The organism is Candidatus Clostridium eludens (assembly GCF_045310515.1).
GTDB lineage: Bacteria > Bacillota > Clostridia > Clostridiales > Clostridiaceae > Clostridium_B > Clostridium_B eludens.
Genome location: NZ_JBJHZX010000020.1, coordinates 83,664 through 95,963, shown reverse-complemented (window position 1 = coordinate 95,963; position 12,300 = coordinate 83,664). Strand labels below are relative to the sequence as shown.

General features: G+C 30.6%; 11 protein-coding genes, 1 pseudogene and 1 riboswitch. Of the genes and pseudogenes, 3 read left to right on the top strand and 9 right to left on the bottom strand.

The genetic code is table 11. The features are described from left to right. Window positions 1-87: 87 nt before the first annotated feature. The 3 genes from ACJDU8_RS14240 to ACJDU8_RS14230 are packed head-to-tail and all read right to left on the bottom strand — an operon-like array spanning window position 88 to window position 2,391. Window positions 88-921, bottom strand: a complete 834-nt coding sequence (locus ACJDU8_RS14240) for a MetQ/NlpA family ABC transporter substrate-binding protein (RefSeq protein WP_406792813.1) — start codon at window positions 919-921, stop codon at window positions 88-90. Between the two features lie 25 nt (window positions 922-946). Beyond that, window positions 947-1,615, bottom strand: a complete 669-nt coding sequence (locus ACJDU8_RS14235) for a methionine ABC transporter permease (RefSeq protein ID WP_406792812.1) — start codon at window positions 1,613-1,615, stop codon at window positions 947-949. After that, window positions 1,612-2,391: a methionine ABC transporter ATP-binding protein gene (locus ACJDU8_RS14230; RefSeq protein ID WP_406792811.1), complete on the bottom strand. Its 780-nt coding sequence runs from the start codon at window positions 2,389-2,391 to the stop codon at window positions 1,612-1,614. Before ACJDU8_RS14230 ends, ACJDU8_RS14235 begins: the two co-directional genes overlap by 4 nt. A gap of 178 nt (window positions 2,392-2,569) precedes the next feature. Further along, a riboswitch (SAM riboswitch) is annotated at window positions 2,570-2,673 on the bottom strand. 333 nt (window positions 2,674-3,006) lie between these two features. Between ACJDU8_RS14230 and ACJDU8_RS14225 the strand changes: the two genes are divergently transcribed. After that, the gene (locus tag ACJDU8_RS14225; RefSeq protein ID WP_406792810.1) at window positions 3,007-3,624 is read left to right on the top strand and encodes an acetate uptake transporter; all 618 of its coding nucleotides are present in this window, start codon (window positions 3,007-3,009) and stop codon (window positions 3,622-3,624) included. A gap of 61 nt (window positions 3,625-3,685) precedes the next feature. Here ACJDU8_RS14225 and ACJDU8_RS14220 read toward each other — a convergent pair whose 3' ends face one another. The 4 genes and pseudogenes from ACJDU8_RS14220 to ACJDU8_RS14205 form a co-directional block, all read right to left on the bottom strand. Then, window positions 3,686-4,843 carry a DUF4317 family protein gene (locus ACJDU8_RS14220; RefSeq protein WP_406792809.1) on the bottom strand — a complete coding sequence of 386 codons (1,158 nt, stop codon included), beginning with the start codon at window positions 4,841-4,843 and terminating at the stop codon, window positions 3,686-3,688. 15 nt (window positions 4,844-4,858) lie between these two features. Further along, window positions 4,859-5,368: a GAF domain-containing protein gene (locus ACJDU8_RS14215; protein ID WP_406792808.1), complete on the bottom strand. Its 510-nt coding sequence runs from the start codon at window positions 5,366-5,368 to the stop codon at window positions 4,859-4,861. 164 nt (window positions 5,369-5,532) lie between these two features. Then, window positions 5,533-6,762: an RNA-guided endonuclease InsQ/TnpB family protein gene (locus tag ACJDU8_RS14210; RefSeq protein WP_406792807.1), complete on the bottom strand. Its 1,230-nt coding sequence runs from the start codon at window positions 6,760-6,762 to the stop codon at window positions 5,533-5,535. 55 nt (window positions 6,763-6,817) lie between these two features. Continuing rightward, a pseudogene (locus tag ACJDU8_RS14205) lies at window positions 6,818-6,895 on the bottom strand (MerR family transcriptional regulator); the annotation flags it as partial. A 441-nt stretch (window positions 6,896-7,336) separates the two neighbouring features. Between ACJDU8_RS14205 and ACJDU8_RS14200 the strand changes: the two are divergent. Next, entirely contained in the window at window positions 7,337-8,644 is a 1,308-nt protein-coding gene (locus tag ACJDU8_RS14200) for an FxLYD domain-containing protein (RefSeq protein WP_406792806.1), read from the top strand. Between the two features lie 9 nt (window positions 8,645-8,653). Next, window positions 8,654-9,796 (top strand): S1C family serine protease, encoded by a 1,143-nt coding sequence (locus ACJDU8_RS14195; protein WP_406792805.1) that lies wholly within the window; start codon window positions 8,654-8,656, stop codon window positions 9,794-9,796. Between the two features lie 84 nt (window positions 9,797-9,880). On the opposite strand, the gene thiI is transcribed toward ACJDU8_RS14195, so the two are convergent. Together thiI and ACJDU8_RS14185 are read right to left on the bottom strand one after the other, a co-directional pair. Continuing rightward, window positions 9,881-11,026, bottom strand: a complete 1,146-nt coding sequence (gene thiI / locus ACJDU8_RS14190; protein WP_406792804.1) for a tRNA uracil 4-sulfurtransferase ThiI — start codon at window positions 11,024-11,026, stop codon at window positions 9,881-9,883. Continuing rightward, window positions 11,023-12,159, bottom strand: coding sequence for a cysteine desulfurase family protein (locus ACJDU8_RS14185; protein ID WP_406792803.1), 1,137 nt, complete (start codon window positions 12,157-12,159; stop codon window positions 11,023-11,025). The genes thiI and ACJDU8_RS14185 overlap by 4 nt, the downstream gene beginning before the upstream one ends. Window positions 12,160-12,300: the final 141 nt, after the last annotated feature.

Here is a 12,300-nt window from a genome sequence, read left to right as displayed (position 1 = left end):
CTTGTTAAAGTTACCCTTTTTGCTTAAAATAATTTCATTTTCTTTTCATCTTCTTCTTGACATATTACCAAATTGCTCTCTAAGATTTTAAAAAGCTGGTACTACTGCAACTCCATATTTCTTTTTTATGAAATTCCTTACATCTTCTGAATTAAGTTTTGCCACTATGGCTTTAATTTCCTTTCTATTTTCATCTCCTTTTCTTACAACAACTATATTTGCATAAGGTGAATTGCTGTCCTCTCTAAATAATGCTTTATTTGGATCCATCTTTGCTTCCAGCACAAGATTTGTATTTATTACAGCACCATCCACATCCTGTAATACTCTTGGCAGCTGAGCAGAATCAACTTCTACAAATTTTAAATTTTTAGGATTATCTGCAATGTCTCCGGGTGTAGCACTGTAATTAGCCAACCCCGCCTTTAGCTTAATTAATCCCTGTGTTTGAAGAAGTACTAAAGCCCTATATTCATTAGAAGGATTATTAGGTATAGCAATTTGAGCCCCATCCTTAATTTCAGATTTAGATTTAATTTTATCAGAATAAAAACCTATTGGCTCTACATGAACTTTTCCGGCCACTGCAAAATTATATCCTTTCTCCTTAGACACAGATTCCAGATAAGGTAAATGTTGGAAATAATTAGCATCTATTTGTTTTTCCTGTAAAGCTGGATTTAACTCATCTTCGCTATCTAAAACAACAACTTGTAAATCTATCCCCTCCTTTGCTAATTCAGGTTTTATATGATTTAATATTTCTGCATGAGGCACTGCTGCTGCTCCTATTTTCACAGTGACCTTGTTACTCTTGCCATTTCCACTACTAGTATTTTTTGAATCTCCTCCACTGCCACAACCTGACAATAGCCCTATGGCTAGTACTAACAATAAAGATACTATACTTTTTCTTTTCATATTAATTTATCCTCCTTAAAAATAATTAATCAAATTTATACCTTTTTTTATTCACATGCTTGGAAATACGGTCTCCTGAAAATTGTATGAACTGTACCAGACAAATTAATATCACCACTGTAGCTACCATAATATCTTTACGAAATCTCTGATAACCAAAACGTATTGCCAGACTTCCTAACCCTCCTGCTCCTATAACACCAGCTATGGCAGTAAATTCAATAATGGATATAATTGAAATTGTAACTCCCTTTACAAGAGAAGGAAGGGCCTCTGGTATTAAAATCCTTAATATAATCTGAAATGGTTTTGCGCCTACAGATAAGGCTGCTTCAATTTTCCCCCATTCTACTTGCTCCAATGATGTTTCAATAATTCTAGCTAAAAGAGGTGATATTCCTATAGATATAGGTACAATGGCTGCTTTCATGCCCAATGTAGTCCCTACAACTAATCTAGCTAATGGCAGTAGAACCACAATTAATATTACAGAGGGAAGGGATCTTACTGCATTTACTATAGTAGCCAATATCTTATTTAACTTTTCATGTTCTAAAATATGTCCTTTTTTAGTAACAACCAGAATAATTCCAAGCGGCAGTCCTATAAGTAAGGCTATACCACCAGCTATAATTACCATTTCTATGGTTTCCCATAATCCCTTCATAATCAAAGATTTAAAATCGTCAGTCATATTACCCCACCTCCAGTACATGCAGAATTCATACTGAGATTTCCCATTATTTTAACAAACTTTTTAGCAGTATTACTTTTAGGATTTAAAAATACTGAATTTGTACTTCCTGTTTCCACAATACTACCTTCTTCGATTACAGCCATATTATTACATATATATTTAATAACATCTAGCTCATGAGTTATAAGTAGGATAGTTAAATTAAGTTTCTTATTTATATCTTTTAAAAGTTCCAATATAGAATAAGTAGTTTGCGGATCCAATGCCGAAGTAGCTTCATCACTTAACAAAACATCTGGCTCATTGGCCAGAGCTCTTGCTATACCCACCCTTTGCTTTTGACCTCCACTTAATTGGGCAGGATAGGACTCTATTTTATCACTTAACTCTACCAAATCTAATATCTCATGTACTCTATCTTTTATTTTTCCTTTAGGATAGCCAGCTATCTTTAGAGGGAAAGCTACATTTTTATATACAGTCATTGAATGAAACAAGTTAAAATCTTGAAATATCATTCCAATTTTCTTTCTGGCTTCCCTAAGTTCATCTTTACCCATAGCTGTAATATCCTTATCTCCAATAAATACAGTACCAGAGGTAGGTTCTTCAAGTCTGTTCAAGCAGCGTATCATAGTAGACTTTCCAGCTCCGCTGAATCCTATAATACCAAAAATATCTCCTTTCTCAATTTTAAGATTTATATTTTTTAAAACTTCAACTTTACCATTAGGTGTATTAAATGTCTTATTTAAATCTCTTATGCTTATCATAATACCTACCTTTTTTACCCCCTTTCTTTAATACTTACTTAAATATACCAAAACAAAAAAGACTAGATCTTATATTTATAAGTTAAGATTTAGTCTCCAGTTTTTCTGGTCAACTTTTAAAGTTCAGTTAAATTATAAAAAACCCAAGGTAAATCCTTGAGTTTAAATTCCAATGATTTACTCATCTTCCAGCTACAAGCTGCAGGAATTAGCACCACTGCATTATAAAATGCTGGTTGCCGGGCTTCATAGGGCCTTTCCCTCCACCTCTCTTAATAAGTTCATTTAAATATTTAATATTGTATTAAATATTATATCAATAATACTTAATCATGTCAATATTTTTTATCGTATAAATCCAGAAATTTACATTTACAAAGTTCAATCTTCATTGTTAAATCTTAATTCTCAATTAGAAATAACCTATACCTACTACTAAACCATTTAGCGACTTAAAAATTCTATTGTTATAAAAAATTAAATAAATTCCATTCTCACCCGGGCAAAAAAAACTAAATTTATGAAATTTCAAAATTGACTTTACAAATGCATTTTTTTTTGATACATTATGTATGTGTAAGCGTTTTACAAATATAACTTATAAGGGGGACTATTATGAATTCAAATGAAACTCAACACATCAAAATTGCCAACTGCGATCCATCTGCATTAGGATTATTTGGACTTGCTGTGGTAACATTAATAGCTTCTGCAGAGAAGCTTGGCATCACCGAAGGGACTTCTCTTATAATTCCCTGGGCCATATTTTTAGGCGGTTTTGCCCAACTATTTGCTTGTATCAACGATTCTAAAAGACAAAACACTTTTGGAGCGACAGCATTTGGAGCTTTTGCATTATTCTGGTTCTCAGTAGGCATGACATGGATGATGGGCGCAGGTGTATTCGGAAAGGGTATTACAGTTGGAATGGATCATAAGCAGTTAGGATTTGCATTTATAGCATACTTGATATTTACTGTATTTATGACCATAGGAGCAGCTGAGACCAACAAGGTACTATTCTTAGTTTTCTTTCTTATAAACTTTTTGTTTATAGGATTAGCACTCACTTATTTTGGCATTTCACCAAAGTTTTCTATTAAACTAGCAGGAATAGCTGAATTATTAGCATCACTTATAGCTTTTTATGGTTCCGCTGCTGCTGTATTAAACCCTCACTTTGGAAGGGAATTTTTACCTACAGGAAAACCTTTTGGCATATTTAAAAAATAGGATTATAATTAAGTTTACATGAGGATGTATTTATTAAATACATCCTTATATTTATAAGATATTAGATATGTTTTTCTATTTGCTCTGTTTCCAAATCAAGTCCATCTAGGACCATATCCTCTTTAAGTTCTATCAATAGACACTTTTTACCCCATTTATTAACTACCTGCTTTACACTACTTAAATCTCTAGGGCTTATAGTTATATTAGTACTCTCATTTTCTATTTTTATAGATTTACTTTTAAAATCTGGTACTACATTTCTCACTTTAAATTCATAATCTCCTCCACATACTTCCTCAAAAGCACTTCTGACTATTTGAGTGTCCTCTACACCACTCTCTTCTAAAACCCTAGTTACTTCATTTATATCCAAAGTAGGTTCTTCTTCCTCTTCTTCAATTTTTTCATTTATTATCTCATATATATCCTGCATAATATGGGGTTTTATTTTACCTCCCAGTGCTGTACATAAAATCGCATTAAAACTCTCCTTTTCCTCTAGAGCTGTAGGCTTAATAGTACATTCCAATACTTTTTCTACAAAAGTATTGTTTATATTCTTTGATTTTGAAGAATAATATACTATTTTATTTACATCTACATACTGAGATGTAAAACTAGGAAACATGAAACCTTCTACGGGAGAATTTAAATTTATAATCATATCTACTGTAGAATTAGGTTTGAACCTCATTTCCGTATAGTCAAATTTTAATACTTTTTTAGGTATTTCAACTTTATTTATGCTGCATAATATAACCTCTATAGCTTGTACACAATCATCTAAGGATTCTTTTTTTGTCTTATTGGAACTATAGTATTCTGCCCTTGTAAAACTTATAACTATATCCGTATCATAAGTATAATTTTTAGAAATTTTATCTACTATTTTATCAGCAAATTCAGCTATACCATCCCCTCTACTTAAGGCTTCATATAATATATACTGGGTATCTTCCCCTGATTTTTTTTCACTTACATTTTTAAAATTTAATTCAAATATTTTGGAGTCTAAAGCTCCTGTAAGTATCTTTTTAAAATTATCTAGATAAAGTTCTCTTTTTTCCACTTCCATCATTTCAAAATATTCCAGCTCTCTGGTTATTATTTCTCCATTATCTTTTTTTAAATATATACTATAAATCTCCTTAATTGTAAGCATATAGCTTCCCAATTTAAATTCTTTCCTTATGTTTGATAAATCTTTTTTATTCATATCTATCTCCCCACTCTATTTAAATGAAACTACTTTTTCCCAATTTACATATTTATTTAAAATTTCAACACACTTTTTTAAATACTCTACTTCAACTTCTTTAAATCTATCTATTTCGGGACTATCCATATCCAGTACTCCGTATATCTTATTTTCTTTAACTATGGGAATTACAAGTTCTGAATTTGAGGCACAGTCGCAGGCTATGTGACCTTCAAATTTATGTACATCACCTACATTCAAGATCCTTTTCTCTTTTACTGAAGTGCCGCAAACCCCTCTTCCAATCTTAATTCTACTGCAAGCTGGCATTCCCTGAAAGGGTCCCACCACCAATTCATTATCTTTAATCAAGTAAAACCCACACCAATTCAATTTATCTACTAATGCTTTTATAAGAGCCACCGAATTACATAAATTAGAAATATCATCTAACTCATCTTTTACAAGAGATTCCAGCATAGTAAGCATATTATCATACTTTTCTTTTTCATTCATTTTATTAAAAATATTTATGTCAAACATATTTACCGTTACACAAAATCTACTAAAATCTAATGTTTAGAGATTTTTCCTTATTCAACACAGCCTGTTTTGTTATAAAAACTACTCCAGTTTGACATGTTGCTCCAAAGGCTTAAATTCCTGCGTAACGAACAGTACATATCAGCATTATTTTGTTAGTGATATTATGCTGATTTTTTATACCTTGAAAGATTTATTGACGCATTTTTATCCCTATCAATCTTATGGTTACATGATTGACAGATAAAAACCCTGTCTTTAAGTTTTAAATCTTTCTTAATTTCACCACAACATGAACAAGTCTTTGATGAAGGATAAAACCTATCTGCTTTTACAAACTCAATGCTATTAAATTCACATTTGTACTTTAAAATGTTTATGAATTTATGAAAACATTGTTCTTGTATTGCTTTGGATAAGTGACGATTTTTCATCATACCTTTAACATTTAAATCTTCTACAACTATCCTTGATGGTTTGATTTTCACTATCTCGGTAGTTACTTGATGTATATGATTTAAACGAATATTTGAAAGCCTTCTTTGAATAAGTTTTATTTCTTTCTCCAATTTCTTAATGTTGTTTGTTTTAGCAAATTTATAACGGTTTTCACCTTCCTTTCCTATTTGAATTTTACTCTTTTCATACTTTCTTGAAACTTGTCTCTGCTTTCTTTTAAGTTTCTTTTTTAGCCTTTTAACTTCTTTAGACTTATTAATATTTTTAAATGGTTTATCTATATTTGAAGCTATTGCTAAATCTTTTAATCCCAAATCCACACCTATTGATATATCTGTTTTTTCTGTTATTGGCCCTATTTCTTCTATGCCGACTGATATATACCAATACTTATTATCATTAGTTATTCTTGGACTAGTATATTTAACACCTGTAGGTATTCTACCTTTTTCGGCAACTTCAACCCAGCCAACTTTCTCTATTAAGACCTTATCTTCTTTAACCTTTAATTTATCTGTATCATTATAAAATGATATTTTTGATTTTTTTCTACTTTTAAGTCTTGGAAAATCTTCAAAGTCACTAAATGTTAATGGTTTACCATTTTTTATTGCTGATACTCTATACCTATATCCATGTTTCTTACTTTCATTATGAAATCTATCTATTGCCATACATACATCTTTAACAGCCTGTTTTGCAATATTATTTGACACATGGTAAAGCCAACTAAATTCTTCTGTCTGTTTTAATTTTGTAAGTTCTTTTCTCAAAACACCATTAGATATTTTATTTAATTTACCAGTTCTCTCAAAATGTTGAATTTGTTTATTTAATGCCCAATTAAATATATATCTGGCCGTCCCTGCTGACTTCCACATCTGTTTTTCCTGCTCTGCTGTTGGCAGTAATCGTACTTTAATCGCCTTTATCATCTTCCAACAACTCCTTAATCATCTTCTTTGTTTTAGATGTAGAATAAAAGTTCCTTTTTTTGTGCCAGGCTCTTAGTGTTTGGAGTGTTTTACCTATTAGTTCTGCAAATTCACCTATTGAATAATATTTCAAGTTAATCACTCCTTGAAATAAGAAAAACATGAAATTTAGTATTATTCAATATATTTTTATAGATTTGTATAGATTTATTTCAACTGTTATATACCTCCCTTTTTACCAAATGTCAACTAAATTCATTATTATATTTTAACACAATACTTACTTAATTATAATATTATACCTTTTATGCTTTAATTAAAATTTTTTAAATTATAATCCAGGCAGTAAACAAATATTTTATACGCATCTTATACATATATTTACATAATGTAATAATACTTGCTATAATAAAATTAATATAGTACAAGTATAAAATTTTTGGTACAATAAATATACAACGTAATAAATATTTAAGACACTTTAATCTTCAATATTTATCTAGATTTGATACTTCAGGATATAATAGTTGTACTGAGTATCAAAATTAATACAGTGCTAAGGAGAATACTAACTATGATATTTTGTTCTAAATGTGGAACTGAAGTTTCCAATGAAGCTGTATTTTGTCACAGTTGTGGATCTAAGCTGGAAAAAGACCTAGAAAAAGAAAATAACTTAAATGGCAGCACTATTAAAGTTCACAAAATTAGACAAGCTTTAAAACAAACAATAAAAAAAGATCAAATGAAAGCTTTATCCCCAGATAAATGTGCAAATAACCTAAAAGTTACTTGTTATAATAAAGAAAGTAAAACTGAAAATCATGCTAAACTTCCTTTTTACAAAAATCTGAATACAATTATTCCTCTTTTATCTATAATATTTGTGATATTTATAACCTCTGGTTACTACTTTTATGAAATAGCCCTTTCAAAAAACATAGAAAAGAAAAGGATAAGTGCTGAAAGTATGGCACTTCAAGGTAATATATCAAAAGCCTATGAAGAAATAAGTAAAGCTTTAAATTTACGACCTAATAATCAAACTTTAAAAGCTGATAAAGAATTTTTACAAGATGGACAAACAGTAAATTCACATATAAATGTTGTAGACAACTATATTAAAAAGAAAAATTACATACAGGCTTTCAATGAATTGGATGAAGCCAGCAATCTAATATATAATAAGCAAGGAGCTTTTTACTCTATGCTAAATAAAAACATAGAAGGCAAAAGAATGGCTGTAAATGTAATACAGATAAAAAGTGAAATGAATAACAAAAGTAGTATAGATGATTTATCTGAACTACTTACTAAAATATCCACTTACAATATAGAAGAAGCTAAGGAAACCGCAAAAGAATTGAGAAACAGAATAAGCAGTGTAGCCTATGATACTGCAAATGAATACCTAAAAAACAATAATTTTACTTCTGCTCTGGAGATCATAAATAAGGGAATTACCTACAATCCAAATGATGAGAAGCTAATTAACTTCAAACAGACCATATTAGCTGAAAAGGATTCCTTCGAGAAAGCTGAAAAAGATAGAATTCAACAGGCAATGACTTCAGCAGCTTTAGAAGATAAAAATAATAAAACCAATGCAGTGGAGGTAACCTCCACATCTACAAATATAAACAAATATGGGGATTTTGTTATTAAGGGAACTATTAAAAACATAGCTACCAGACCTATAAGTTCAATACAAATATACTACGATATATTTGATTCAAATAATAAAAAACTTGGCAGTGGTTCTACTTATGTATATCCTAATTATTTAGATATTGCTGCTACAGGAGAATTTAAAAATACAGAATATGAAATATTAAATGGTCATCATATTAAAATCACAAATATAACCTGGTTTTTACAGTAGGAGGTTAACATGAAAAAAACTAGAAACTTTGTAATCTCCCTTATTATAACAGCTACTGTTATATGTTGTGGAATACTATTATGTTTTCTCATACACAAAAATATAAGCCTTGAAACATCTAAAAACCCGTCTAAATTAGGGAATATAGAAGATGTGACTACGCCCAAATCTAAAGACTTAAAAACAATAATACATGAAAATCAAAAATTAGTTGTATCTGTAGAAGTAGAGAAAAGTACTGGAAAAGTCATCGGCTCTGGATTTTTGTATAATACCCAAGGAGATATAATAACCAACGCACATGTAGTGGATGGTGCATCTTCCATAACAATAAAAATGTCTGACACTACCACTTATAAAGGTATCCTTATAGGTAAAAGTGAAGTTACAGATGTAGCTTTAGTCCGAGTTGACAAGCTAAAAGGAAAAACTCCTATAAAGATTTCAAAGTCCAACAAAGCAGATATAGGCGATGAAATAATAGCACTGGGAAGTCCGTTAGGTCTACAAAATACAGCTACTATCGGTATACTAAGTGGTCTAAACAGAGAATTTAATATAGGAAATTACAAATACAAAGGAGTATATCAAATTTCAGCCCCTATATCTTCCGGCAACAGCGGTGGTCCTCTTCTAAATAAAAATACAGGTGAGGTAATAGGCATAAATTCTGCCAAATCAGGAGATGAGTCCATAGGTTTTAGCATACCAATAACCCAAGTCCTTTCTCTTGTAGATACTTGGTCTGCTAACCCTAACACATATACATCTTCATCTCAAAACACAGATGGTTCCATTGAAGAAAGTTTAGATCCATCCACAGAAGATGCAGCTTATTTAATTTCCTATTTTTACAACAGTCTTAATTCTAAGGATTATGTAACTGCTTATTCATTACTGGGTTCCAGCTGGCAGGAAAGTACATCCTATGATAACTTTAGAAAAGACTATATAGAAACTATATCCGTAAAAATAGACAGCATGACTTGCCGCAAGCTAGATAATGGAAATATGGAAGTGTTGACCGTAATAGAGGCCACTCAAGGTAGTAAATCAAATTCAAACATAAATAAATACAGTATTACCTATGATATAGGATACGAAAACAACATACTTAAAATTCTAAATGGAAAAAGTATCACTATCAAATAAGAAATCTTTAAATACTGAAAAAAGTGCGGCTTAAAAGAATAAAGCCGCACTTTTACTGTGATTTTTTAATCATCTAAAAATGCCTTACATAGATAAAAATTCAGTATCCTTAATGGCTTTTTCCACTAAAGTTTCTATGTTTAAAATTTCTTCCGCTTTTCTTATTTCTTTAACTCTTGGTTTTGTTTTAGGATGTTTAGGCACAAATATAGTACAACAATCTTCATAAGGTAATATGGATGTTTCATAAGTACCAATTTGTCTTGCCATATCCATTATATCTATTTTATCCGTAGCAATAAGAGGTCTGAAAACAGGCCTATCCGCTACATCATTACTTACCACCAAGCCTTCCATAGTTTGACTGGCAACTTGACCTACACTCTCACCAGTAGTTACAGAATTTATATTGTAGTTATGAGCTATCTGACAAGCTATTCTCATCATAAATCTTCTCATTATTATAGTCAATTCATCTTTTCTACATTTTTCAATTATCTGCATTTGTATTTCTGTAAAAGGCACTATGTAAAGATTTATACTTCCTGTATATTCTTTTAATATCCTAGCCAATTCCTTAACCTTTTCCTTAGCTCTTTCGCTAGTATATGGATGACTATGGAAATATACACAACTTAATTGAACTCCCCGTCTTGCCATCATATATCCTGCCACAGGTGAATCTATTCCCCCCGAGAGCATAAGCATGGTACTTCCATTGGTGCCATAAGGCATTCCTCCTACTGCCTTTATCTTATTCGAATACACATAGGCATTGTTTCTTATTTCTATATTAATTACAAATTTCGGTTTTTTTATATTTACGGTTAAATCCCTAGTATTCTCTAAAATGTATGCTCCTACTTCTGCACTTATATCCATAGACGTTCCTGGAAAACTTTTATTTGCCCTTTTAGTAACTACCTTAAAAGTACTGCCCTTGTTTTCAAGAGCACTTTTAAGGGCCTGTTCTTTTATTTTTTCTATGTTAGCTTCTACTTCATCTACCACACAAACTTCTGATACCCCAAATACTCTTTTTAATTTTTCTATACCATTTTCAAAATTAGCACACTCTATAAACCATCTCCCTTGATCCACTACAAAATTATACTGGGTGCCTTTGAAAACAGTTTTTATATTATCCTTTAATTTCTTTTCAAATTTACCTTTATTTAATCCCTTTAAGAATATTTCCGATGCATATTTTACAAGTAATAATCTCCTCATTTACCAACTCTCCTTAAAAATTTTAAAGATTCATCCAATACATCTAAAGTATACTCCACTTCCTCTATAGAATTATCTTCTGCAAAGCTGAATCTTATAGTACCATCTAATTCTTCCTTTTTCAATCCTATAGCTTTTAATACATGACTTTCTTTATTGTCCCTAGCAGAACATGCAGAACCGGTAGAAACATATATATGTTTTTCTTCTAACATATGAAGTAGTACTTCTCCTTTAATTCCTATGAAAGATACACTTAATACGTAAGGAGAATAATTATTACCCTGACTATTTATTCTAACCTTAGGTATGTTACTCAGCTTATCTATAAAATAATTTTTTAATTTATGTATTTTAGTAAAATTTTTTTCCCTATTTTCATATATTTTCTCAACAGCTTTTCCAAATCCAACAATAGATGCCAGATTCTCGGTACCTGACCTAAAGCCTTTCTCCTGTCCTCCTCCATATATTAAAGGAACCGGAACAAGCCCCTTTCTAATATAAGCAATACCTATACCCCGGGGGCCATGTATTTTATGTCCGCTGATAGATAATAAGTCTATATTATATTTCTTAACATCTATATTATACTTTCCATAAGCTTGAACTGCATCTACATGAAATTTTATCCTGCTATTTGTTTCCTTTATGTACTTTCCTATGGATTCAATTTGTTGAACCGTGCCAATTTCATTATTGGTATGCATTATACTTACTATTTGTGTTTCCTTAGTAATACTTGAAGCAAGTTCTTCTAAATTTATCTCTCCTCTATTATTTACATCTAAATAAGTAACCTTTACTCCCTCTTTTTGTAATGCCCTACAAGTATTTAAAAGGCTAGGATGTTCTATTTTAGTGGTTATAATATGCTTACCTGGTTTTACAAAACCTTTTACTAAAAAATTATTACTTTCACTTCCTCCAGAGGTAAACACTATTTCATCTCTACTGCAATTTATGGTACGTGCTATTATATCCCGGCTTTCGTTCATCTTTAATTCTGCCTCTAAACCTAAACAATATGCAGAAGAAGGATTTCCATAATATTTTCTCATAGTATCTGCTATAGAATCTATAACTTCACTATAAGGCTTAGTGGTAGCACTGTTGTCAAAATAAACTTCCACTGTTTTCACTCCTTTTATATATGTCAAAATAATTAAATTATCATAAACCAATATAACATATATTATCACACTTATATAACATAACAAAAGCTATTTTAAAAGCTTTTTATTTATATACTTATAAATAAATCATAAAAGTAC